Raw genomic sequence first — 22708 nt, forward strand, 5'->3', positions numbered from 1 at the left:
TGATCAGGCCTTGCCGAGCCGTGAATGGCTTCGCTTTGTCGCACGGGCCGGCACAGCGACGTTGCGCGATGAAGCAACTTCAGGTTGAAAAATCATCTGATATGGGTTCCAATCGGGCCTGTCGAATCTCTCCCACCTCCGGAAGACATGGCGTTGCCATCCTTCGGATCGCTGCCCGCCGGATTTCAATCACCAAGGAGTTTTTCATGCGCATTGCCTTTGCCCTGTCGACGCTCTCCATGGCCCTGGGATCAACCATCCTCGGCTGGGGACTGACCACGCCGCGCCCTGCGCAGGCGTTCCTGGAGGACATTTGCGTTCAGCGCGAAGGCACCGGGATCAGGAATTGCCTCGCGCCGGCCAGCGCGTGCAAGGATCCCGCGGAGGCGCTCAACCGGGGCTGTCTGCTCGAGGCGGTGCAGTTCGCCGTCATCCCGCCGGGCCGCAGCATGATCCATGCCGACTCGACCTATTTCATCGCCCAGGCGCTCGGTTATCGCGCCGACGTCGCCTATTGGATCGCGGCCTACAACGAGAACGCCGACTACGCGCAATATGTGCCGATCGATCAATGCGGCGGCCTGGCCAGCAAGAACAATTCCGGCGCCAGCTACATCACCGCCTGGTTCAACGGCTTCCAGCGCACCAACAACTCTACCGACGGGCCGCTGTATCACTATTTGCTGAACTTTTCGCCGAACGGGCAGGGCACCGACGTGCACGGCGCCAGCGGCGTCCAGGCGGTGTATCCCTTCCATTATCCGCCGCCGGGCTATCCCATCACCATCGATGATGTCTATCAGGGAACGCTGTACAATCTCCGGCAATGGGCAATGAAGCCCGACGACGGTCCGGGGCTGCTGTGCACGGCCGGCTATACGGTGCCCAACGGCTCCTCTAATTTCAGCGGCCCGAAATGTCTGGCGAACGTACCGCTCAGCGGCAATGTGCCGCTGCTCGAGAACTACGCCATCGGGCCGGCCATCAACGTGATGTCCGGGCCGAAGGTTCTCGACAACAAGCACCCCGAGCATGTCGTCGACTACACCAAGCTCAAGTCCTGGCTGGAGGAGAAGCCTCGCACCACCGGCGTGCTGTTCGACGACCCGAAGAAGCCGCCGGTGCCGGTGCAGATCGCCCGCATCGGGCTCTATCTGCACTCCCTGCAGGATGCCTCGTCGCACGGCACCTTCTGCGGCGACGACGCGCCGTCACCGCCCGGCGGCTCGGACGCCGGCAGCTACATGATCATGAGCTCCGGGAGCATCAAGCTGGTGTTCGGCACCTATTGCGCGACGGGGCCGCATCTGGCGAGCCACGTCCAGGAGACCGGCACCGGCGACACCAGCCTGCCGCTGCGCGACTACGTGGCGCTGAACAACACGCTCGACGAGCTGATCCTGTTCGGCAACAACGTCGCCAAGAAACGCGGCTGGATCGTCAATCCCAGCCTGCTGCCGCCCAACGTCGTCGGGGGGAAGAGCGCCGCCGGCGACAGCGCCGCCGATCTGAAGTCGCGTCTCATCGGCCGCATCGTCTCGGGGCAGCAATGGTCCCGCGCGGAGGTCTACAATTCCGGCGTCATCACCTTTCCGCTGCAACGCACCGACGCCCAGGACCGCCTGAACACGATGAACGCCGCGCTCGGCGCCTATTCGAAGCGGCTCACCAACGCCAACCCCAAGCTGACCCCGCTGAAGCCGATGCCGGGCAATTCTTTCGACCCGAACGACAAGTCAGTGTGCTTCAAGTAAGGACGCCGAGCGAGCTACCGTAGGGTGGGCAAAGCGCCGCCGCAAGGCGGCGCGTGCCCACCACCGCCACCATCCGCGCCGCGGTGGTCACGATGCGACGTGGCTTTGTCGCGTTCGCTTCTTCGCCCACCCTACAGCAGACCACCTTCGACCGGAGTTCAATCCTCTGGAAGCCAGGGCTGCTGCGCAGCATGATGGATGTGGAGGATCTCGATCGTATCGTCCTTGATGCGATAGAAGATCGTGTAGGGATAGCGTCCGAGCGGAACTGCGCGGACGTCGCGATGAGTAACGACGCGCCGCGCGCTGGAAGGCCAACGTGCGATGTGGGCCACGACCCGTTTGATGCGCTGTTCCACGGCCTGTGCGACGGTCGGGTAGTGATCAACGAGCCAGTCGGCTATGTCTGCCAGATCGCTGATGGCTTCGGCTGGGTAAACGACCCTCATCGGGCGTGGAATTTGGCAAACGCCGCTTCGACGTCTTCCTCGCTGGCGAACCGTCCTTCGTTCGCAGCGCGCAGGCCACGATTGATGCCCGCCAGCTCCTGATCGCTCGGTTGATATTCACCGCCCGCCACGCCGGCGTCGATCTCGAGCGCCAGCTCGGCAAGCTCGTCCTGCAGCTCGGCCGGCCAAGCCGCGACCCGTTCAAGAACGTCTGTGAGCTTTTTTGTCTTCATGGCACCAGACTAGCGCAAAGCTGATCGGCTGTCATGGGTGGCCAAATATTGGCCGACACCGCTGATCCGCGCTATGAATTCTCACCCAGGACCATCTGCCATGTCCCGCCTTCACTAGATCAGCCGCTTGCCGGGCGGACGCCGTGGCATTGTTTGTGAAAGGGATAACCGCTAAACGCGCAGATCGGAACGAGCCTCACCCGGGAGATCATCATGGCCAACGAAAAAGGCCCGAACATCAAGAAGAAGGCCAAGTGCAAGAACTGCGAAGGCAAGGGCCTGGTCAAGAAGGGCGACAAGGTGCTGAAGTGCCAGCGCTGTCACGGAACGGGGCTGCGCTAGGCCGAGGCCCTGGCGCGCATCGCCACGGCTCGCGGCGTCGTGTCCGATACGGATGAGCAGCGGGCTTGGGAGATGGCGATGGCGGCAGAGCAGTGCGCCGGCCGCCAAGCCTGATCCCTCGCTCGTTCCCCCCATCATGTGCTACGCATGCCGTCGGTATCCGACGGGGAGGTCGCATGGAGCAAGCGGTCATCGTTCATCTTCCGCTGAAGGAAGGGCAGTTCGGATCAGAGCGTGAATGCGCTGACATTGCCGATCTGGCGGATCGGCTGAGCAAGGCCATCGATGACCACAATGTCGGCGAGTTCGACGGCGACGAGTTCGGTGGCGGACGCTGCGTACTCTACATGTACGGTCCCAACGCCGACCGGCTGTTCGAGGTCATCGCTCCGGTGCTGAAAACGACGCCCTCGGTACGCGGCGGCTTCGTGATCAAGCGCTACGGTGAAGCGAGGGACCCCGCGGCGACCGAGGTTCGCGTGAACCTGTGATCATCATCGAATGGTCGGTGGTCAGCGCGATGACCTGCGGTAGGTAGGCAAAGTTCGTAGCCCGGATGAGCGTAGCGACATCCGGCGTCTCCAGCGCCCGCAGTGATGAACCCGGATGTCGCTACGCTCATCCGGGCTACGCGACCTCCACAACCAGGGCCGGATCGAAGTCCGGGTTCTCCTTGCCATAGCCGTGCGGGTTGCAGATCACGCGCGTGGCGCCGACGCGATAGTCCGAGGGCGTGTGGATGTGGCCGTGGACCCAAAGCGCCGGCTGCGTGGCCAGGATCAGCGCTGAGAGGTCGGAGGCGTAGGCGGCGGTGACGCGGTCATTCCGATATTTCTCGGCGACCGAGCCCCAGCCGGGGGCGTGGTGGGTGACGACGACGGTCGGGCCGTCGAACGGTGTCTCCAGCACGCTCGTCAGCCAGGTGCGCGATGCCCGGTGCAGTCCGAGCGCCTCCTGCGGCCGGAAGCGCAGCCAGGGCTGCTTGCGCCAGGTGATGCGGCGATGGTCGTTCATCCGGTCGCGGCACACCGCCATCGTATGCACCTCGCTGCCGGGACCGAAGATGGCATAGTCGGTCCACAGCGTGCAGCCGACGAAGCGCACGCCCGCGATTTCGACCGCCGCGTTCTCCAAGAGATGCACCGAGAACCGCGCCGCCTCGGCCCGCGCCAGCTTCAGCTCCTCAGGGAAGGTGCGCTGATAGAATTCGTGGTTGCCCATCACCATCACGATCGGGACCGGCTCCGGCACGATCTCGCGCAACCGCGCAAATCCGTTCACCGCCCCCTCGCAGACATCGCCGGCGACGACGACCACATCGACCCCGGGCAGGTCGGCGATCGGCTTGATGTCGGCCACGTCGGCGTGGAGGTCGGAGAAGATGTGGAGGTGCATGGGGGCCGAGATGTAGCCCAGGGTTCACAGCGCGGGGCGAGTTAGCGAAGCGCAACGCGCCGCTCCGGTCAAGCGGGGGACGGCGGTCCGCCCCTCAATCAATCGCCGACTCGGCTCGTTTTGCTATTTGCGCGCAATGGTTCGAAATTATGAGTCCAAGTTGGTATCCACCTTTTTAAGAAAGAGCTGGCCAAGATGGCAATGAAGGATCCACTGTTCTTTCTTTGCGCATCCAGGTGCTTGAACGGATGTTTGGATTCGAACCATCCCATTTTCGTTCCAGGCTATTCGCCTCGCAATTTGTAACGGTATCGTTGCTCTATGAGACTCGTGCATGCCTTCTTTGAAGATCGGTACTCCCGGCGGAGCCGCTAATGTCCGTCGATAAATGTTCTGTGCGGGACCTGTATCTGTGGAGATTAGACGAACTAATCGGAAAGAGTCCGAGGAGAAAGGAACTCGGATCAGATCGTCGATCCACAACTCGATGATTGCGAAATACGCGGGGGTCGGCGAGAAATTAACAATATCGCACTGCAAGAAGAACGTTTTGGACATTTCCTCGCTATCGTCGAACTCGGGCTCGTATAAATTTCCGCCATCTACAAAGCAAAGCTGTATCTCCAGATCCGGGTTCGTGGACCTACGCATGATGTCACGTATCTCATAGTCGTGCATCGGAACCGATTGGAGATTAAAGCGCTTGTAGTACTTTCCATCTGGCGCCTGATGAGGACCAATGTGTGATTGCTCAACGCTAATCACGTAAGAGAACTTACCCGTCTCCATATCAATACGATCGATCTTAATCCCCGTCATCCGCGGTTGGACCTTCGAATTCAGAATCTGTTCGATCCATTCGCGGGTGATCTTGGGATCTTGAACACCTTCGTCAATCTTTGAAGGTCTCATTGTGGTCTTGTCTTCCTCGACGCCGTAGACCAGTTGCCCCCCTGCAGAATTGGCGAGAGCGCTCACATCCTTGCAGAGTTCATCTGGTCCCTTGCCGTCTCGGATGAGTGCGGGGGATGCTTTGTAGTCCAGCGTAAGGCTTTCCTCTAGCCCTTCGTCGACAAGGCGCTGGAGATCTGCCCTGGTCCTCAGAATCAACATTGATTACCGTGATTGATGTCCGAGTATTCTGCGCGAGTTTTGTTGAATCTCATGGTGTAGGGCTAAGGCGAATTAAACGAGCGCCATTCGCCTTAGATCGTGGGTGGGTAAGTTACTTTTCCTTGCGTACTCCCTTGAATGGCTTGTCATCGGCCTTCTGATCCATAAATCGGCCGGTGTCAGAGTCGCGTTTGGTCCAGGTATCGTTCTTGGGATTATAGACTTGCGAGCGATCACGAACAGCACCGTTACGGTGGCCGTCACCCTTCGGAGGATTGGTAGCCATGTTGGCTCTCCTAGCGATTCACCAAGGCTCCGTCCGACAAATTTTGTCGCCGCCAGTACCTTGGCCGATCTCCGCGGAACTAAGGGCCAGAGGCGTCTCTAACCCTTGATTGCCATTGCATTGTACTAACCGGATGCGTTGATTCACTGTTCGTTCGGTTTTGCAGTCTGCGGCGAAGCCGAAGCTCGCCGCAGACCTTTCTTTTCGTTCAACGTTGGCAGCTGCTGCGATCAGCAGTAGAAGGCGCCCTTAATCAAGAGCACCCCGTCGTGCTTCCGCACGTATCGCACTTCATGCAGGTGCCGTTCCGGACCAGCGTGAAATTCCCGCACTCTGAGCACATCTCGCCTTCGTAGCCCTTGGCTTTCGCTTCCGCGCGGCGTTCGGCCTTGGAGGCGACTTGCGTGTTGGCCGTGCCGGCCTTGCTCCATTGCAGGGCCTCGAGCTTCTCGGTGGGCGAGAGGTCGTGCTGCGGCTCCTGCTTGTAGGCGACGGCGCCGTCGATCGTGTCGCCGGCCCGCGAAGAGGCGAGCGCGGTGACGCGGCCCCCGGACGGGCCGTCATGCGGCGCCGAGACGGTGGTGTGGGCGGTGCCGGAGGGCGTGCCGCCGCGCATGACGACGAGGTTGTCGGTGCGCGAGCGGGTCAGGCCGCGTGAAACGTACTTCGCGGCCTGCTGGCTGGGGCCGTCCTCCGACGGCTTGCCTTCGTCGACGCCGCGGCCGAGCGCATCGAAGTTGCTCTCGGAGGGGTCGACATGGGCGAGGTCGAAGCGCGACATGTAGCTGACGGCGAGCTCGCGGAACACGTAGTCGAGGATCGACGTCGCATACTTGATCGAGTCGTTGCCCTGGACGGGACCGGCCGGCTCGAAGCGGGTGAAGGTGAAGGCGTCGACATACTCCTCCAGCGGCACGCCGTACTGGAGGCCCAGCGACACCGCGATGGCGAAGTTGTTGATGAAGGAGCGTAGCGCCGCGCCCTCCTTGTGCATGTCGATGAAGATCTCGCCGAGACGGCCATCATCATACTCGCCGGTGCGCAGATAAACCTTATGCCCGCCGACGACCGCCTTCTGGGTGTAGCCCTTGCGGCGATCCGGCATCTTCTCGCGCTCGCGCATCACGACGATGCGCTCGACCAGCTTCTCGACGATCTTCTCCGAGACTTGCGTCGCGCGCGCCGCCATGGGCTTCTCGTAGAAGGACTCGACCGCATCGTCCTCGTCCTCATCATCGCTGATGAGCTGCGAGTTGAGCGGCTGCGACAGTTTTGAGCCGTCGCGGTAGAGCGCGTTGGCCTTCAGCGCGAGCTTCCAGGAGAGCAGATAGGCCGCCTTGCAGTCCTCGACCGTGGCGTCGTTCGGCATGTTGATGGTCTTGGAGATCGCGCCCGAGATGAACGGCTGCGCCGCCGCCATCATGCGGATGTGGCTCTCGACGGAGAGATAGCGCTTGCCGATCTTGCCGCAGGGATTGGCGCAATCGAACACCGAATAATGCTCGGCCTTCAGGTGCGGGGCCCCCTCGACCGTCATCGCGCCGCAGATGTGGACGTTGGCGGCCTCGATCTCGCGCTTGGTGAATCCAACAGCGGCGAGCAGCTCGAAGGTCGGCGACGCCAGCGCCTCGGCGGAGACGCCGAGCTGCTTGGTGATGAAGTCCTCGCCGAGCGTCCACTTGTTGAACACGAACTTGATGTCGAACGCGGTCGGCAAGGCCTTCTCGACCTTGGCGATGGCTTCATCGGTGAAGCCCTTGGCCTTGAGGGTCGAGGCGTTGATGCCGGGCGCATTGGACAGCGAGCCGTGACCGACGGCATAGGCCTCGATCTCGGCGATCTCGCTCTCGCGATAGCCGAGCGCGCGCAGCGCCTCGGGAACCGCGCGGTTGATGATCTTGAAGTAGCCGCCGCCGGCCAGCTTCTTGAACTTCACCAGCGCGAAGTCAGGCTCGATGCCGGTGGTGTCGCAATCCATGACCAGGCCGATGGTGCCGGTGGGGGCGACCACGGTGACCTGGGCGTTGCGATAGCCGTTGGTCTCGCCAAGCGCGAGCGCGTCGTCCCAGGCCTGGATGGCGTGGCTGACCAGCGAGACCTGCGGGCAGTGGGCGTGGTCGAGCGGCACCGGGGCGACCGAGAGCGCCTCATAGCCGGTCGCTTCGCCCTTCGCGGCGCGGCGATGATTCTTGATGACGCGCAGCATGTGCGCGGCGTTCTTCTTGTAGCCGGGGAAGGGGCCGAGCTCGCCGGCCATCTCGGCCGAGGTCTTGTAGGCGATGCCGGTCATGATCGCCGAGAGCGCGCCGCACAGCGCGCGGCCTTCCTTGCTGTCATAGGACAGGCCCATGGTCATCAACAGGCCGCCGATGTTGGCGTAGCCGAGGCCGAGCGTGCGGAACTCGTAGGAGAGCTCGGCGATCGCCTTGGACGGGAACTGCGCCATCAGCACGGAGATCTCGAGCACGACGGTCCAGAGCCGGCAGAGATGCTCGTAAGAAGCCACGTCGAAGTGCTTGGTCTTGACGTTGTAGAACGTCAGCAGGTTGGCGGAGGCCAGGTTGCACGCGGTGTCGTCCAGGAACATGTATTCCGAGCACGGATTGGACGCGCGGATGTCGCCGGACGCCTTGCAGGTGTGCCAGTCGTTCATCGTGGTGTTGAAGTGCAGGCCGGGATCGGCCGAGGCCCAGGCGGCGTGGCCGATTTTTTCCCAGAGGTCGCGCGCCTTGAGCGTCTTGACGACCTTCTTGTTGGTGCGGCCGATCAGGCTCCAGTCGCTGTCGGTCTCGACCGCGCGGAGGAAGTCGTCCTTCAAGGACACCGAGTTGTTGGAGTTCTGGCCGGAGACCGTGAGATAGGCTTCCGAATCCCAGTCGGTGTCGTAGATCGGGAAGTCGATGTCCTTGTAGCCCTGCCTGGCGAACTGGATGACCCGCTTGATGTAGTTGTCGGGCACCAGCGCGCGGCGCGCGAGCTTGATCTCGCGGCGCAGCGCCGGGTTCTTCTCGGGGTCGAAGCAGTCGTCGCCGGAGCCCTCGCAATTGACGCAGGCCTTCATCACGGCCTTGAGGTGCTTCTGGTTGATCTTGGAGCCGGTGACGAGAGCGGCGACCTTCTGCTCCTCCTTCACCTTCCAGTCGATATAGGCCTCGATATCCGGATGGTCGGCGTCGACCACCACCATCTTGGCGGCGCGGCGGGTGGTGCCGCCGGACTTGATGGCGCCGGCGGCGCGGTCGCCGATCTTGAGGAAGCTCATCAGGCCGGACGAGCGGCCGCCGCCCGACAGGCGCTCGCCTTCGCCGCGCAGCCGCGAGAAGTTGGAGCCGGTGCCGGAGCCGTATTTGAACAGGCGCGCCTCGCGCACCCAGAGGTCCATGATGCCGCCGTCATTGACGAGGTCGTCCTCGACGCCCTGGATGAAGCAGGCGTGCGGCTGCGGGTGCTCGTAGGACGACTTCGACTTGGTCAGCTTGCCGGTCTTGTAGTCGACGTAATAGTGGCCCTGGCCGGGACCATCGATGCCGTAGGCCCAGTGCAGACCGGTGTTGAACCATTGCGGCGAGTTCGGCGCGACCATCTGCTTCGACAGCATGAAGCGCAGTTCGTCGTAGAACGCGACGGCGTCCTCCTCGGAGGAGAAGTAGTTGCCTTTCCAGCCCCAATAGGTCCAGCAGCCGGCCAGACGGTCGAACACCTGCTTGGCCGAACGCTCGCTGCCATAGCGCTCGTTCTCAGGCAGCGCGGCGAGCGCGTCGGTGTCCGGCACCGAGCGCCACAGCCAGGACGGCACGCTCTCTTCCTCGACCTTCTTCAGACGCGCGGCGACGCCCGCCTTGCGGAAATACTTCTGCGCCAGCACGTCGGAGGCGACCTGCGACCAGAACTCGGGCACCTCGACATTCTCGAGCCGGAACACCACCGAGCCGTCCGGATTCTTGATCTCGGACGTGGTCAGGCGGAAGTCGATCCCTTGATAGGGTGACTGCCCTTCGGTGGTGTTGCGCCGTTCAATCCGCATCGCGAGCCCCAATTGTTCTTGCCGGACCGCGTTTGGCGGCCGGGATCATTGCATCCAAAGGCGGAGGCTTGCGAGTCCCATCCCAGGGGACCCCTTGCCGCCGCAGTTCAACCGGTCGCCCGGTCCCGTCTCTCTCAACGCCTCACGCGTGCCGTCCGGCTCCATCGCCGCTGCAAGACAGCCCCCACATCTAGTGGGGGCCTTCGCAGCCCCATCCTCGCGACCACCCCGCCGCGGGACAGACGACGAACCGCACGCCGGGCCTGGTGGCCTTCTGGCGCGGTCGTCCTCAAACCCTTCTGGGAGGCGGGCGGCGAAACGAGAAACACGATCAAGCGCCGAACCGGGCCGGAAGCTAGGACGACTCCGCTTCCCCCGTCAAGGACTAGTGGGGGTTCCCTAACCAAACACTAAATATGGGGGAAAGTGCGGGATAACCAGGGCGCGTGCCGGTATCGTGATGGCCGTAACTATCGGCGAGTCCTTACGGATTCGAAACCAAAAAAATTTGCTCCGGGCGCCATCCACAGGGCTTCGTCCCGCTGTTCACAGGGGCAAATTTATTCGCGTGCGCACGGTGTGTTTTGCTTGCATCAGCGGGACTCACGGCCACTTACGGAGACCGGCGCGGGGCAGGCATGCCCCACAATCCCTGGTGTGGCCGGGAAAACGTCGGCAGTCTGGCGCTCCCACGGACGGCGCCGGTGATTCCATGTCAGACAAGCCAACGGCCAGCGGGCGGATTACGCCCGCCGGGCTGATGTTCCTCGCCATCACCTCGCTCGGCTGGGGTTTCAACTGGCCTGTCACCAAGCACCTGGTCGGCGTGCTGCCGCCGTTGACGCTCCGCGGCACCACCGGCGTGGTCGGTGCGCTATTGCTGGCGCTGCTCGCGGTGATCAGGAGCCAGAGCCTCGCCGTGCCGCGGGAGGTCTGGCCGCGGCTGATCCTGGCGGGGATGCTCAACGTCACCGCCTGGATGGTGCTGATGGGGCTGGCGCTGTTGTGGCTGCCGGCCGGCGAGGCGGCGCTGATCGCCTACACCATGCCGGTCTGGGCCTCGCTGCTGGCCTGGCCGATCCTGGGCGAGCGGCCGACCGTGTTGCGCGTGCTGGCCCTGGTGCTGGCCTTCGCCGGGCTCGCCGCGATCATGGGCAGCAACGGGCTCAATGCCAGCCGCGACAAGCTGCCGGGCATCCTGATGGTGCTGGGCGGCGCGTTCGGCTTCGCGCTCGGCACGGTCATGGCCAAGAAGCTGCCGATCAAGCTGCCGCCGCTGTCGGCCGCCGCCTGGCAGATCGGCATCGGCTGCGTGCCGATCGTGATCGTCGGATTCGCGCTCGAGCATTCCGACTGGACCAGGCTCGACCAGCTCGACTGGGCGCTGATGTTCTATTCGACCGTGATCCAGTTCTGCGTCGCCTATGTCGCCTGGTTGGCGGCGCTGTCGCGGCTGCCGGCCTCGGTGGCGGCGATCGGCACCATGGCGGTCCCGGTGATCGGCGTCGTGGCGTCGGCGATCGCGTTGCGCGAGCCGCTGGGGGCAGGGCAGATCGCAGCGCTGGCCTTCACGCTTGGAGCGGTGGCGCTGGCGACGCGGGGATAGCATCGCCGGCCGGAGCGCGATCGAGGGCGCGGCGGATCATCTGGGCGAGCTCGGTGCGGCGATAGGGTTTCGTCAGCAGCAGCGCGTCGGGCAGCAACTGGCGGTTCTCGATGATCGCGTTGTCGGTGTAGCCGGAGGTGTAGAGCACCCGGAGACCGGGACGTGTCGCCGTGATCGTCTCCGCGAGCTGGCTGCCGCTGATTCCGCCGGGCATGATGACGTCGGTGAACAGCAGATCGAACGGCTGGTCCTGCGCGACGATGGCCAGCGCTTCCGTGGCCTTTGAGGCGACGAGCGTCGTGTAGCCGAGGCCCTGGAGCTGGGCGAGCACGAAGTCGCGCACCAGCGGATCGTCCTCCACCACCAGGATCGTCTCGGTGCCGCGCGGCAGAACCTGCTCGTGCTCCGGCTCGGCCTGCTGCAGCCGCTGTGCCGCCGGCAGATAGAGCCGGATCGTGGTGCCGTTGTTCTCCTCGCTATACAGCTTGATGTGGCCGCCCGACTGCTTGACGAAGCCATACACCATGCTGAGCCCGAGGCCGGAGCCCTTGCCGGCATCCTTGGTGGTGAAGAACGGCTCGAACGCGCGGTCCCTGACGTCGGCCGGCATGCCGGCGCCGGTGTCGCTGACGGCCACCATGACATAGGTGCCCGGCACCACGCCGGGATTGGCCGTTGCATAGGCCTCGTCGAGCACGGTCTTCTTCGTCTCCAGCAGCAGCTTGCCGCCATCCGGCATCGCATCGCGCGCGTTGATGGCCATGTTGACCAGCGAGTTCGCCAGCTGCGCGGAATCGACATGGGCGATGAGATCCTCCCCGGCGAGAATGGTCCGGATCTCGACCTGCTCGCCGAGCGTCGGCCGCAGCAGCTTGGCGATGTCGTCCACCGTGGCGTTGACGTCGATGTCACGCGGGCGCAGGGGCTGCTTGCGCGCAAACGCGAGCAGGTGACGGATCAGCTCGGTGCAGCGATCGGTCGCCCTGCTGATCAGGACGGCGAGTTCAGCCGCGGCGGGCCGATCCTGGACGGCGTCGATCAGCATTTCGATCGAGCCGGTGATGATCGTCAGCATGTTGTTGAAGTCGTGCGCCACGCCGCCGGTGAGCTTGCCGATCGCGTCCAGTTTCTGCGCCTGCTGCAGCAGGCGTTCGATCTCATGGACCTCCGAGACGTCGTGATACACCAGCGCCGCGCCGCTGATCGCAGCGGCCGAATTGCGCAGCGGCCGGCCGCTGACCATCAGGCGGAACTGCGACCGTCCGTCGGTCGGCTTGACCACCACTTCGCGGCGATCGAACGAGAGTCCGCGCAACGCGCGCGCGATCGGCAGATCCTGATCGTCGATGAGCGTCACGGCATCGCTCTCGTAGAACCGGTTTGCCTTCAGCATTTCGCCGAAGGTCTTGTCGACAGCCGTGCCGAAGAAATGTCCCGCCGCCTGGTTCGAGAGCATGACCGTGCCTTCGGGGTCGACCACCAGCACACCTTCGGCCATGCTGTTGAAGGTGGTTTCGAGAATGGCGGAGGAGCGGCGCAGCTCGTCATAGGCGGCAGCGAGGTCGCCGCGCTGCTGCAGCGCCTGCGCTTCGAGCGAAGTTGCCGTGGCCTGTGAGCGGGTGAGGGACGTCCGCAGCGCCCGGTCCGACAGATAGGCGCGCCGGACCAGATAGGCCGCGATCGCGAGTACGAGGGCGACGCCGGCGAGGTCGATGGCGAGCAGCCACGATCCTGTTCGCCGCGAGCTTGCGCTTCGTTCCGCGAGGAGCCGGCGCTCCCGGTCGGAGAAAGCATCCAGCGTCTCGTTGATCGTTGCCATCGCCTTTGGGCCGGCGGCGTTCGTTATCAAGGCTTGCAGGCCGCTGCGATCGTTGGCGGCGCGGCGCCGGATGAACTCGCCTGCAAGCTCGACGCGTTGCTGCACGACGCCGTCGATCGATTGGAGCCGCTCGCTCTGTGCAGGGTTGTCGCGGACGAGCTGCCGCAGGTCCGCCCAGGCGCCAGGAACCATGGCGCTCGTCTCCTGGAATTCGGTGACGAACCGGTCTGACCCCGACAGACCAAAGCCACGTGAAGCCGCTTCGACCTGCCGCAGCAGCAGGCGCAGCTGGGAGGTCTTTTCGAGAACCTCCATGGTGTGCTCGACCAAGGCGGTGTCGCTGCGCGCCTTGAGGTCGAGCGCGGTCGATGCGGCGCCCACGGCCAGCAGGGTTCCAAGGCCGAGCCCGATCGCCACGCGGCGGCGAATCATGGGTGAGTTCCAGAGGCGCTGGATGCGCGCGGTCGATCAAGCCGCATCGGGACTATGAGTTGCTCTATCGTGATTGGCGAATAGTTCGGTCTGCAATGTCCTGAGTTGTAAGCAAGGCCTCGCGTCCTGCCAATCGTCTGTTTGAGTTCCATCCGGATTTATGCGGGCCGATCGTCGTTCCGATGGCGGGTGGCGGTCAGGAGTGCGCACGCCTTTGCTCCTCTGCGATGGACGTGTTCTCGGCAAGGCCGACCAACGCGCGCCGCACCATCCAGGCGAGCTCCGATTTTCGGTACGGCTTGGTGAGCAGCAGCGCTGCCTGATCGATGCGGCCGTGCTCGACCATCGCATTGTCGGTATAGCCGGACGTGTAGAGAACCTTGGTGCCCGGCCGCTGCCGCAGCGCCTCCTCGGCGAGTTCCTTGCCGTTGATGCCGCCGGGCATGATCACGTCGGTGAACAGCAGATCGAAGGAGTGCCCGGATTCGATCTTGGCCAGGGCCTCGACGCCGGTCGAGGCGGTGATAGTCTTGTAGCCGAGGCTCTGCAACTGCGAGACGACGAAGTCCTGCACCAGCAGGTCGTCTTCGACGATGAAGATCGTCTCCTCGCCGCGCGGCGGCGGCGGCTCGGGCGGGGCAGGGGTCGCCGACTGGCCCTTGGGCACGGGAATGTAGAGGCGGATCGTGGTGCCCCGGCCTTCCTCGCTGTAGATCTTGATGTGGCCGCCGGACTGCTTGACGAAGCCGTAGACCATGCTCAGCCCGAGGCCCGAGCCCTTGCCGGCCTCCTTGGTGGTGAAGAACGGTTCGAAGGCGCGATCGCGGACCTCCGTCGACATGCCGGTGCCGGTGTCGCTGACGGCGATCATGATGTAGGAGCCGGGCGTCACCCCGGCGTTGGCCGCAGCATAGGATTCATCGAGCAGGATGCGGCGTGACTCCAGCAGCAGCTTGCCGCCATTGGGCATCGCGTCGCGCGCGTTGATCGCCATGTTGACCAGCGAATTGGCAAGCTGCGCCGAGTCGATATGCGCGATCAGCGTCTCCTCCTCGAGGATCGAGTTGATCTCGATCTGCTCGCCGAGGGTCGGGCGCAGCAGCTTGGCGATGTCCACGATGGTGCTGTTGACGTCGCTGTCGCGCGGATGCAGCGGCTGCTTGCGTGCGAAGGCGAGGAGATGCCTGATCAACTCGGTGCAGCGGTCGGCCGCCTGGCCGATCAACGCGGCGGTGGCGGCGGCCGCAGGACGGTCCCTGACCTCCTCGGCAAGGGTCTCGATGGTGCCGGTGATGATCGTCAGCATGTTGTTGAAGTCATGCGCAACGCCGCCGGTGAGCTTGCCGATGGCATCGAGCTTCTGCGCCTGCTGCAGCAGACGCTCGGTTTCATGGGCCATCGTGATGTCGTGATAGACCATCGCCGCGCCGGTGATGCCCCCGGCGGCATCGCGCAGCGGGCGGCCGCTGATCATCAGGCGCAGCGTCGCGTCGCGGTCGGGCTGATGGACGATCAGCTCGCGGCGGTCGAACGATTCCCCGCGCAACGCCCGCGGTGTGGGCAGGTCGTGCGTCGCGATCGGCGTCACACCGTCGCTCTCAAAGACACGCAGGCGCGCCCGGACCTCCGACAGCTTCCTGCCGTGACGGTAGCCCAATAAGTCCTCGACGGCGGGATTGGAGAACACCACCGTGTCGGCGGCATCGATCACGAGCACGCCTTCGGCCATGCTGTTGAACGTGTTTTGCAGGATTTCGGCCGAGTGGCGCAGTTTCTCGTGGGCCTCAACGAGGTCGAAATGCTGCTTCTCGGCCCGTTCGGCGAGCGAGACGGCCTCGGCCTCGGAACGGACCAGCGAGGCGCGCAGCGCCTGGTCGTCGAGATAGGCCCGCCGGATCAGGTAGCCGGCGATGATCAGCAGCAGCGCCAGGCCGCACAGGTCGATCGTCAGCAGCAGTGATCCCGTGGCCTTCGAGGTCGCCGAGCGCTGCGCCAGCAGCGCGCGCTGTTCGGTTGCGAACCGGTCGAGATTGGCCGTGATCGCGCTCATGGTCGCCGGGCCTTCGGCCCGGCTCGCGAGCGCTTCGAGGCCGGCGCGGTCGGATGCTGCCTTCATTCGGATCACGTCTGACGCGATCTCGATCCGGCGGTTGATGAGCGCGTCCGTCTGGCTGAGAAGCTGGGTCGGCATCGGGCTATCGGCGACGGCACGCTGCAGCTCGGCGAAGGCGGCAGGAATCCTGCCGCGGACGTCCTCGAACTCGGCCCGGAACGGCTGGGCCGCCGTCAGCGCGAATCCGCGCGAGGTCGCCTCGGCTTCGCTCAGCAGCAGTCGCAGATCGGAGGTTCGCTGCAGGATGTCCAGCGATGAGGTCACCCAGGCCGCGTCATGGCGCGACTTGATGTCGAGCGCCGTCGATGCGGCGCCGATCGCAAGCAGAGTGCCAAGGCCGAGCCCCAAAGCGAGGCGCTGATGAATCATCCGCGTTTCTCAATCATCGACGTGGCCCGCCCGCGCTTCGCGGGATGATCGCGACGTGCCTGATGCGTCCGGCTCTCAATACCGCTGCATCGAGGGCGGTGATGATATGTCTGCAAGGCGCGCCTCCTTGTTCGAAACTTCTGGCGCGATGGCACGGTCAACCGCCGGCGTGCAGCGATCTGCACTGCGCTCGGGTTTGCGCGATCCATGATCAGTCGGTCGAGTGTCCGTCGTTAGTAGTCAAACCCGCCTGCGACCAGCTTATCGAAGCAGAATCACGAGCTCGATTGATATTGGACCGGAACGCGCAATACATCTGCACGTCGCGGGGCACATTCCTGCAATTTCGTCGACATTCAGTCGACAACGTGGCGTATGGGACACATAACAAACAACATTGGAACAAATTCATAGCAAAAGCGGCGAGGTAAGTACCTCGCCGCCTTATTTATCACGTGACGGAATGGCCGCTGCTGCTTACGGGCAGGGATGCCGAAGGCCGTCGTAGCCGAGGTAAGTTCCCGACGCCGGATCGTAGGAGCGGTACCGGCGAGCGCAATAGCTGGGATCGACACCCTCGGTTCCGACGACGGCGACCGGAGCGGAGTCATCGTAGTAGGAGTAGTCGTTGTAGTAGTCGTTTCCGTAATAGTACGGATCATTGTAGTAGGCGTAGGAGCTGCCGAGGCCGATGCCGACGCCCACACCGACGCCGGGCCAGAAGCCGCCGCCGCGGTGCCAGCCGCCATGGTGACCGCCTCGCCAGCCGCCGCCGCTCCAATTGCCGCCGCCGCCGTTCCAGTTGCCACCGCCACCGGTCCAGTTGCCGCGGCCGCCGCCATTGTTGATGGCGACATTGGCGCCGGCCGCCGGACCGCGACCCACAAGGCCTGGGCCCCCAACGGCTGTGCGTCCGGAGAAGCTGCCGCCGCCGATGCCGCCGCCCGGCCCAGCTGTAAAGGCGCCGCGTCCGCCGCCACCGATCGCGCCACCGCCGCCGATCGCTCCGCCACCGCCGCCGCCGCCGATGGCCGCGCCCCCACCACCACCGCCGCCGCCCATGGCAGCGCCGGCACCCGGACCGCGTCCGCCGCCGGGACCTTGGGCAAAGCTCGTGGTCGCTGCCGCGAGCGGCAGAATCAGCGCCACTGCCGCGGCGGCGCTCCATGTCTTCAGTCTGGTCATCACTCTCGCTCCATCAGGGGAAAATGACCTAACCGCAGGGCCGGGATGTCGTTCCCCGGCGTGAACCGGTGCATCGTCGCGGGCGGGGGCGGTGCAACACTGGACAAGTCGCAAGCGGGGTGGCATCAGAGCCGTGATCTTCACAGAACCGGCCCCGAGCGCATGAAACAGTTCTTTCTCAAGCTCTTCACGTGGTGGAATGGCCAGACCTTCGGCACGCAGCTGTGGACCTGGCGGTTCGGCGAGCTGGTGGGGCAGGATGCGCAGGGCAACCGCTATTATCGGACCGCCGGCGGCAAGATCGATCCGGTGCTGCATTTCGAGCGCCGCTGGGTGATCTACAACGGCTTGGCGGAGGCCAGCCGCATCCCGCCGGAATGGCATGGCTGGATCCATCATATGGTCGACGTGCCGCCGACTCAGGACGGCTACAAATCTCGCGAATGGGAGAAGCCGCATCAGCCGAACCTGACCGGCACGGCGCTCGCCTACCGTCCGGCCGGCTCCACCCTGGCCAGCGGCCGCCGTCCGAAGGCGACCGGCGACTATCAGCCCTGGACGCCGGGAAGCTGATTCGATCGCTTCTTGAACAATGTTTCTGAGGCCGTCCGGGCTCCGGGCGGCCTCTCTGCTTTGGGGATGGCAGAGCCGGCCCCGCTAGTCGCTGAGCATGGCCGCCGCGCGCTTCGCCGCCGCGACACGCCGCTGCCGGGAGGGGGCGATCCGGTCCAGCATTCGTGACACCACCTCGGGCGGCGCCGTGTCGGGCGAGCCGGCTGCGAATGGCGGAGCGGGATTGTATTCGAGCCTGAGCTGGATCGCCTCGGCTGTCTCGCGGTCGACCAGGTGCGACACCAAGGTCAGCGCGAAATCAATGCCGGCAGTGACACCGCCGCCGGTCACGCGGTTGCGGTCGATGCAGACGCGCTCGGTGCTCATGGTGGCGCCGAACAGCGGCAGGCACTCGCGTGCGCTCCAATGGGTGGCGGCCCGATAACCTCTGAGCAGGCCTGCGGCGCCGAGCGCGAGCGAGCCGGTGCAGACCGAGGTGACGTACTTGGCGCCCTCCGCCTGGCGGCGGATGAAGCCGATCACCTCGGCGTCATCGAGAATGGCGTCGACGCCGAAGCCGCCGGGGATGCAGATGACGTCGGCCTGCGGGCAGTCCGCAAACGTCGTCGTCGGCAGCAGCGTAAGAACGGAGTCGGTGGGGATCGGCTCGATCCGCTTCCAGGCCAAATGCAGCGTCGCGCCGGGCACGCTCGAGAACACCTGCACCGGTCCGGTCAGGTCGAGCTGGGTGACTTGGGGGAAGAGCACGAGAGCAATCGAGAGCGGAGCGGCCATGGGCGGATCTCACGGGCAAGGACGGGTTGACGACGACGATTCTGCATGATCCGCTGGCTGTCTCAAATGCCAAAGTTCCCTCGATTTCAGACAGGCAAGCGGCGGGGCCTTCAGGATGATCGGTGTGCTCATCTTTCCGGATTTCCAGCTACTCGATGCCGCCGGCCCGATCTCGGTGTTCGAGATCGCCGCGCGCTACGCGAGGGCTGCGCCGCAGATCCGGGTGGTAGCGGCGGCGCCGGGCCCGGTGCGCTCCTCGTCCGGTGCCGAGATGCTGGCGCGCAAATTCGGTCCGGTCTCGGCGCTCTCGACCTTGCTGATCGCCGGCGGCGACGGCGTCGAGGCGGCGAGCCGCAATGCCTGCACCTTGAATTTCGTTCGCAAGGTCGCGCGCCGCGGCACCCGCCTCGCCAGCGTCTGCTCGGGCGCGTTCGTGCTCGCCGAGGCCGGCCTGCTCGACGGCAAGCGTGCGACCACGCATTGGCAGCGCACGCGGCAATTTCTGCGGACTTATCCGAACGTGAAGCTCGAACCCGACAGCATCTATGTTCGCGACGGTCAGGTCTGGAGCTCGGCCGGCATCACCGCGGGGATCGATCTTGCGCTGGCCATGGTCGCGGAGGATCACGGTGAGGAGGTCGCGCAGAAGACGGCGCGCCAGCTCGTGCTCTATCACCGCCGCAGCGGCGGCCAGTCGCAATTCTCCTCGCTGCTGGAGCTCAAGGCGCCGAGCGGCCGCTTTGCCGATCTGCTGACCTGGGCGCGCGAGCATCTCGATGCACCGCTTTCGGTCGACGACCTCGCCGACCGCGCCGGCATGAGCACGCGGCATTTCACCCGCGCCTTCGTCGCCGAGACCGGCACCACGCCGTCCAAGGCGATCGAGCGCCTCAGGCTGGAGGTGGCGCGCGACCGCGTGCAGGCCTCGCATCAGCCGATCGAGCTGGTGGCCGCAGCCGCCGGCTTTCGCGATCCCGAGCGCATGCGCCGCGCCTTCATCCGCGCGTTCGGCCAGCCGCCGCAAGCCTTGCGGCGCGCGGCGCGGGCGGGATAGGCTCGCGCAAGGTCTATTGAGAGACCGCAGAGGTCGCGCGATGGCCGGCACTTCGATGTCTCTGGGGATCATCGTCCCGTCGCCCTATGTGATCGAGTTCTCCAAGCTGCGGCAGCAGCTCGAGGAGGCGCACCTCGCCTGGGCGATCGAATGGAAGCGGCAGCAGCAGGACTTCGTCATCGAGAACATTCGCTTCGCGCATGATCCGCACTGGAATGAGCGGGTCTTCAGCCTGCAGGCGGCGCGCGACGGCAAGACCTGGGTTTGGCGCGCCACGCGCATCATCCTGACCTGCAGCGGATTGTCGGTCTGAGCGGGGCGCGGCTGCGTCATCGTCTTGCAGGCATGCCGATGCGGCGGTTTGCATTGGCGGATGCGAGACCTATAGTCCGCGCCTCGAATGGCATTCGGCACTGGGGATCATGCGCGTTTCAATCATCACCGGCAGCGGCGCCGGGATCGGCGCTGCTGTGGCGCGCCGCCTTGCGGGGCCGGGGCAGGGCCTGATGTTGCATGGCCAGGGCGCGGACGCCGACGGGCTGGCACGGCTCGAGGCCGTTGCGGAGACTTGCCGGCAGGCCGGCGCCGAAGTGGCTTTTCATTGCGGCAACCTGGCCACCGCAGGCGCCGCGTCCGACCTCGTGGCTGCCGCGCGCGCCCGCTTCGGCCGTGTCGATGCGCTGGTCCATGCCGCGGGCTTCGCCGATCGCCGCAGCTTTCGCGACCTGCCGCGCGACGGGCTCGACCGTTCGCTGGCGGTGATGCCGGCGGCCTTTCATGAACTCGCCAGTGCGGCGCTGCCCGACCTGTTGCAAAGCGAGGCGGCGCGCGTGGTCGCGATCTCCAGCTTCGTCGCGCACCGCTTCGTGCCGGGCGGCACGTTCCCGGCCTCGGCTGCCGCCAAGGCCGCGCTCGAGGCCTTGGTGAAATGTCTCGCGATCGAGCTGGCCGCCACCGGCGGCACGGCAAATGTCGTCGTGCCCGGCTATACGCGCAAGGATGCGGGACGGCTCGGCTCGCTCGATCCGTCCGCCTGGCAGAAGGCGGCAGCCGCCAATCCGCAACAGCGCCTCGCTGAGCCTGACGACATCGCCGCCGCCGTGACCTTCCTGCTGTCGACAGACGCCGGCCATGTCACCGGCGCGGTGCTGCCGGTCGATGGCGGCCTCACCTTGATGTAGATATTGAATGGATTGAGAGACGATGGAGAGTGAGCAGCAGACAGCCGACGTGGTCGTGCTGGGAGCAGGGATCGTCGGCGTCTCCTGCGCCTATGCGATCCGCGAGCGCGGGCTCTCGGTGGCGCTGGTCGACCGCAAGGCGCCGGGCGAGGAGACCTCCTATGGCAATGCCGGCATTCTCTCGTCAGCCTCCATCCTGCCTTTCAACAAGCCCTCGCTGTTCAAGGCGCTGCCGTCCTATCTCGGCAACCAGAGTGCCGCGCTGCGCTGGAGTCCATCCTGGACGTTGCGCAACATCGATTGGGTGCTGCGCTTCCTCGCCAATGCCGTCCAATCTCGCGTCAAGCCGCGCGCGATCGCGCTGCACGGGCTGATCCGCGCGTCGCTGAATCTGCATCGCGACTGGATCGTCCGCGCCGGCGAGCCGCAGCGCGTGCGCGAGACCGGCTGGCTCAAGGCGTGGCGCAGCGACGCTGTCGGAGCCGCCAAGGCCGAGCAGGCCTTTCTCGCCGAATACGGCATCAAGAGCGAGTTGCTCGACCGCCAGGCGATTTCCGCGCTCGAGCCCAACATGTTGCCGGTCTACAAGGTGGGACTGCTGCACAGCCAGACCGCGTCGGTCGATTCGCCGGGCAATGTGACCAAGGCCTATGCGCGGATGTTCGAGGGCGCGGGCGGAACGGTGCGCCAGTCCGAGATCCGGGCGCTGCTGAGCGACGGTGACGGCTGGCGCGTGGTGCTCGGCGATGGCGAGATCCGCGCGCGGCATGTCGTGGTGGCGCTCGGGCCGTGGTCGCCGGACATCCTGCGGCCGCTCGGCTATCACGTGCCGATGGCGTTCGAGCGCGGCTATCACCAGGAGTTCACGCCCAATCCGAACCGCAAGCTGCTGCGGCCGATCAACGATGCCGAGGGCAGCTTCGTGCTGGCGCCGATGGAGAACGGCGTGCGCGTCACCTCCGGCGTCGAGCTGACCGACCGCGATGCGCCGTCGAACTTCGCCCAGCTCGAGCAGGTGGTGCCGCTGGCGCGCGGCGTCGTCGAGTTCGGTGAGGCCGTTGCGCAGCCCTGGCGCGGGTCGCGGCCGAGCCTGCCGGATGCGCTGCCGATGATCGGGCCGGCGCCGCTTCATTCCGGCCTGTGGCTTGCATTCGGCAACCAGCATATCGGCTTCACCACGGGGCCGGCCACGGGCGCGGCGATCGCCGCGATGATTGCGGGCGAGGCGCCGTCCTTCGACGCCTCCGCCTTCGCGCCGAGCCGGTATCTGTGATGGGCCGCGACACCTCGCAAGGCTCGGAGCCGCGATGAACTACACCTGGGATTTTGCCATTCTCGGCAAGTACAGCCACCTGTTCTGGGTGGGGCTGGGGTGGACCATGGCCTATACGCTGGGCACCATCCTGCTCGGCACGCTCATCGGGCTGCTCGTCGGGATCGTCCGGCTGCGCCGCCCTGTGGTGATCGACTGGCTGCTGATCGGCTATATCGAGCTGTTCCGCTGCACGCCGCTGCTGGTGCAGATCATCTGGTTCTACTACGCGTTTCCGGTCGTGATCGGCGTCAACATCCCGGCGCATGTCGCGGCGGTCACCGTGCTGTCGCTGTATGGCGGGGCGTTCTACGCCGAGATCATCCGCGGCAGCATCGAGAGCGTGCCGCGCGGTCAGTGGGACGCGGCGCGGGCGCTGGGCCTGCGCCCGTGGCGGATGATGCGGCTCGTGATCCTGCCGCAGGCGCTGAAGCCGATGCTGGCGCCTTACGTCAACCAGTCGGTGACGCAGCTGAAGAACACCTCGCTGGTGTCGGTCATCGCGGTGCCGGATCTCGTCTACAACGCGACGCTCATCAACGCCGACACCTACCGGCCGCTCGAGGTCTACACCATCATCGCGATCATCTATTTCGCGATCCTGTTTCCGGCGACGCTGCTCGGTCGCCGCTTCGAGCGCGGCATGAGCTACGACAAGGCGTGAGTGAGCAAGGCGTGAGGCGGTAAAGTCCCA

The 22708-nt window shown here is 65.1% G+C and carries 20 protein-coding genes; 11 read left to right on the forward strand and 9 right to left on the reverse strand.

Annotated elements, in window-relative coordinates; translation table 11 throughout:
- Positions 1 to 206: 206 nt before the first annotated feature.
- Entirely contained in the window at positions 207 to 1754 is a 1548-nt protein-coding gene (locus NLR35_RS20710) for a hypothetical protein (protein ID WP_257168370.1), read from the forward strand.
- Between the two features lie 158 nt (positions 1755 to 1912).
- Here the strand turns inward: NLR35_RS20710 and NLR35_RS34340 are convergent, their stop codons facing one another.
- Positions 1913 to 2203, reverse strand: coding sequence for a type II toxin-antitoxin system RelE/ParE family toxin (locus NLR35_RS34340; protein WP_374940837.1), 291 nt, complete (start codon positions 2201 to 2203; stop codon positions 1913 to 1915).
- Positions 2204 to 2208: 5 nt separating this feature from the next.
- Between NLR35_RS34340 and NLR35_RS34345 the strand changes: the two genes are divergently transcribed.
- The 3 genes from NLR35_RS34345 (at position 2209) to NLR35_RS20725 (ending at position 3269) form a co-directional block, all read left to right on the forward strand.
- The gene (locus tag NLR35_RS34345) at positions 2209 to 2460 is read left to right on the forward strand and encodes a hypothetical protein (RefSeq protein WP_374940838.1); all 252 of its coding nucleotides are present in this window, start codon (positions 2209 to 2211) and stop codon (positions 2458 to 2460) included.
- Between the two features lie 189 nt (positions 2461 to 2649).
- The gene (locus tag NLR35_RS20720) at positions 2650 to 2778 is read left to right on the forward strand and encodes a hypothetical protein (protein ID WP_015666732.1); all 129 of its coding nucleotides are present in this window, start codon (positions 2650 to 2652) and stop codon (positions 2776 to 2778) included.
- Between the two features lie 176 nt (positions 2779 to 2954).
- Entirely contained in the window at positions 2955 to 3269 is a 315-nt protein-coding gene (locus NLR35_RS20725; protein ID WP_257168372.1) for a hypothetical protein, read from the forward strand.
- 136 nt (positions 3270 to 3405) lie between these two features.
- On the opposite strand, the gene NLR35_RS20730 is transcribed toward NLR35_RS20725, so the two are convergent.
- From NLR35_RS20730 to NLR35_RS20745, 4 genes are all read right to left on the reverse strand, one after another.
- Positions 3406 to 4173: a metallophosphoesterase gene (locus NLR35_RS20730; RefSeq protein WP_257168373.1), complete on the reverse strand. Its 768-nt coding sequence runs from the start codon at positions 4171 to 4173 to the stop codon at positions 3406 to 3408.
- A 147-nt stretch (positions 4174 to 4320) separates the two neighbouring features.
- Positions 4321 to 5286 (reverse strand): helix-turn-helix domain-containing protein, encoded by a 966-nt coding sequence (locus NLR35_RS20735; protein WP_257168374.1) that lies wholly within the window; start codon positions 5284 to 5286, stop codon positions 4321 to 4323.
- A 112-nt stretch (positions 5287 to 5398) separates the two neighbouring features.
- Positions 5399 to 5572, reverse strand: coding sequence for a hypothetical protein (locus tag NLR35_RS20740; RefSeq protein WP_257168375.1), 174 nt, complete (start codon positions 5570 to 5572; stop codon positions 5399 to 5401).
- A 253-nt stretch (positions 5573 to 5825) separates the two neighbouring features.
- Positions 5826 to 9596: a vitamin B12-dependent ribonucleotide reductase gene (locus NLR35_RS20745; RefSeq protein WP_257168376.1), complete on the reverse strand. Its 3771-nt coding sequence runs from the start codon at positions 9594 to 9596 to the stop codon at positions 5826 to 5828.
- 712 nt (positions 9597 to 10308) lie between these two features.
- Here NLR35_RS20745 and NLR35_RS20750 point away from each other — a divergent pair.
- Positions 10309 to 11202, forward strand: coding sequence for a DMT family transporter (locus NLR35_RS20750; protein WP_257168377.1), 894 nt, complete (start codon positions 10309 to 10311; stop codon positions 11200 to 11202).
- Here the strand turns inward: NLR35_RS20750 and NLR35_RS20755 are convergent.
- The 3 genes from NLR35_RS20755 to NLR35_RS20765 form a co-directional block, all read right to left on the reverse strand.
- The gene (locus NLR35_RS20755) at positions 11165 to 13453 is read right to left on the reverse strand and encodes a CHASE3 domain-containing protein (protein ID WP_257168378.1); all 2289 of its coding nucleotides are present in this window, start codon (positions 13451 to 13453) and stop codon (positions 11165 to 11167) included. The two genes, NLR35_RS20750 and NLR35_RS20755, sit on opposite strands and share 38 nt — an antisense overlap.
- Positions 13454 to 13649: 196 nt before the next feature.
- Complete coding sequence (locus NLR35_RS20760) at positions 13650 to 15935, reverse strand: CHASE3 domain-containing protein (RefSeq protein ID WP_257168379.1); 2286 nt, start codon at positions 15933 to 15935, stop codon at positions 13650 to 13652.
- A 477-nt stretch (positions 15936 to 16412) separates the two neighbouring features.
- Positions 16413 to 17120 carry a BA14K family protein gene (locus tag NLR35_RS20765; protein ID WP_257168380.1) on the reverse strand — a complete coding sequence of 236 codons (708 nt, stop codon included), beginning with the start codon at positions 17118 to 17120 and terminating at the stop codon, positions 16413 to 16415.
- Positions 17121 to 17282: 162 nt separating this feature from the next.
- On the opposite strand from NLR35_RS20765, the gene NLR35_RS20770 reads away from it, so the two are divergent.
- Positions 17283 to 17693 (forward strand): NADH:ubiquinone oxidoreductase subunit NDUFA12, encoded by a 411-nt coding sequence (locus NLR35_RS20770; RefSeq protein WP_257168381.1) that lies wholly within the window; start codon positions 17283 to 17285, stop codon positions 17691 to 17693.
- Positions 17694 to 17777: 84 nt separating this feature from the next.
- Here the strand turns inward: NLR35_RS20770 and NLR35_RS20775 are convergent, their stop codons facing one another.
- Positions 17778 to 18467 (reverse strand): DJ-1/PfpI family protein, encoded by a 690-nt coding sequence (locus NLR35_RS20775; protein ID WP_257168382.1) that lies wholly within the window; start codon positions 18465 to 18467, stop codon positions 17778 to 17780.
- 115 nt (positions 18468 to 18582) lie between these two features.
- Between NLR35_RS20775 and NLR35_RS20780 the strand changes: the two genes are divergently transcribed.
- From NLR35_RS20780 to NLR35_RS20800, 5 genes are all read left to right on the forward strand, one after another.
- Positions 18583 to 19521: a GlxA family transcriptional regulator gene (locus tag NLR35_RS20780; protein ID WP_257168383.1), complete on the forward strand. Its 939-nt coding sequence runs from the start codon at positions 18583 to 18585 to the stop codon at positions 19519 to 19521.
- A gap of 40 nt (positions 19522 to 19561) precedes the next feature.
- The gene (locus tag NLR35_RS20785) at positions 19562 to 19834 is read left to right on the forward strand and encodes a hypothetical protein (RefSeq protein WP_257168384.1); all 273 of its coding nucleotides are present in this window, start codon (positions 19562 to 19564) and stop codon (positions 19832 to 19834) included.
- Positions 19835 to 19943: 109 nt separating this feature from the next.
- Complete coding sequence (locus NLR35_RS20790) at positions 19944 to 20702, forward strand: SDR family NAD(P)-dependent oxidoreductase (RefSeq protein WP_257168385.1); 759 nt, start codon at positions 19944 to 19946, stop codon at positions 20700 to 20702.
- Positions 20703 to 20724: 22 nt separating this feature from the next.
- The gene (locus NLR35_RS20795; protein WP_257168386.1) at positions 20725 to 21975 is read left to right on the forward strand and encodes an FAD-binding oxidoreductase; all 1251 of its coding nucleotides are present in this window, start codon (positions 20725 to 20727) and stop codon (positions 21973 to 21975) included.
- 34 nt (positions 21976 to 22009) lie between these two features.
- The gene (locus NLR35_RS20800; protein ID WP_257168387.1) at positions 22010 to 22678 is read left to right on the forward strand and encodes an amino acid ABC transporter permease; all 669 of its coding nucleotides are present in this window, start codon (positions 22010 to 22012) and stop codon (positions 22676 to 22678) included.
- Positions 22679 to 22708 lie beyond the last annotated feature (30 nt).

It is taken from the genome of Bradyrhizobium sp. SRS-191 (assembly GCF_024586915.1).
In the GTDB taxonomy this organism is placed as follows: domain Bacteria; phylum Pseudomonadota; class Alphaproteobacteria; order Rhizobiales; family Xanthobacteraceae; genus Bradyrhizobium.

What these genes read in the sequence shown, in the direction of transcription:
- NLR35_RS20780 (WP_257168383.1), top strand. Translation starts at nt 18,583, where the DNA reads ATGATCGGTGTGCTCATCTTTCCGGATTTCCAGCTACTCGATGCCGCC.
- NLR35_RS20800 (WP_257168387.1), top strand. Translation starts at nt 22,010, where the DNA reads ATGAACTACACCTGGGATTTTGCCATTCTCGGCAAGTACAGCCACCTG.
- NLR35_RS20735 (WP_257168374.1), bottom strand. Translation starts at nt 5,286, where the DNA reads ATGTTGATTCTGAGGACCAGGGCAGATCTCCAGCGCCTTGTCGACGAA.
- NLR35_RS20785 (WP_257168384.1), top strand. Translation starts at nt 19,562, where the DNA reads ATGGCCGGCACTTCGATGTCTCTGGGGATCATCGTCCCGTCGCCCTAT.
- NLR35_RS20760 (WP_257168379.1), bottom strand. Translation starts at nt 15,935, where the DNA reads ATGATTCATCAGCGCCTCGCTTTGGGGCTCGGCCTTGGCACTCTGCTT.
- NLR35_RS20775 (WP_257168382.1), bottom strand. Translation starts at nt 18,467, where the DNA reads ATGGCCGCTCCGCTCTCGATTGCTCTCGTGCTCTTCCCCCAAGTCACC.
- NLR35_RS20720 (WP_015666732.1), top strand. Translation starts at nt 2,650, where the DNA reads ATGGCCAACGAAAAAGGCCCGAACATCAAGAAGAAGGCCAAGTGCAAG.
- NLR35_RS20730 (WP_257168373.1), bottom strand. Translation starts at nt 4,173, where the DNA reads ATGCACCTCCACATCTTCTCCGACCTCCACGCCGACGTGGCCGACATC.
- NLR35_RS20725 (WP_257168372.1), top strand. Translation starts at nt 2,955, where the DNA reads ATGGAGCAAGCGGTCATCGTTCATCTTCCGCTGAAGGAAGGGCAGTTC.
- NLR35_RS20745 (WP_257168376.1), bottom strand. Translation starts at nt 9,596, where the DNA reads ATGCGGATTGAACGGCGCAACACCACCGAAGGGCAGTCACCCTATCAA.
- NLR35_RS20765 (WP_257168380.1), bottom strand. Translation starts at nt 17,120, where the DNA reads ATGACCAGACTGAAGACATGGAGCGCCGCCGCGGCAGTGGCGCTGATT.
- NLR35_RS34340 (WP_374940837.1), bottom strand. Translation starts at nt 2,203, where the DNA reads ATGAGGGTCGTTTACCCAGCCGAAGCCATCAGCGATCTGGCAGACATA.
- NLR35_RS20750 (WP_257168377.1), top strand. Translation starts at nt 10,309, where the DNA reads ATGTCAGACAAGCCAACGGCCAGCGGGCGGATTACGCCCGCCGGGCTG.
- NLR35_RS20755 (WP_257168378.1), bottom strand. Translation starts at nt 13,453, where the DNA reads ATGATTCGCCGCCGCGTGGCGATCGGGCTCGGCCTTGGAACCCTGCTG.
- NLR35_RS20795 (WP_257168386.1), top strand. Translation starts at nt 20,725, where the DNA reads ATGGAGAGTGAGCAGCAGACAGCCGACGTGGTCGTGCTGGGAGCAGGG.
- NLR35_RS20710 (WP_257168370.1), top strand. Translation starts at nt 207, where the DNA reads ATGCGCATTGCCTTTGCCCTGTCGACGCTCTCCATGGCCCTGGGATCA.
- NLR35_RS20790 (WP_257168385.1), top strand. Translation starts at nt 19,944, where the DNA reads ATGCGCGTTTCAATCATCACCGGCAGCGGCGCCGGGATCGGCGCTGCT.
- NLR35_RS20740 (WP_257168375.1), bottom strand. Translation starts at nt 5,572, where the DNA reads ATGGCTACCAATCCTCCGAAGGGTGACGGCCACCGTAACGGTGCTGTT.
- NLR35_RS20770 (WP_257168381.1), top strand. Translation starts at nt 17,283, where the DNA reads ATGAAACAGTTCTTTCTCAAGCTCTTCACGTGGTGGAATGGCCAGACC.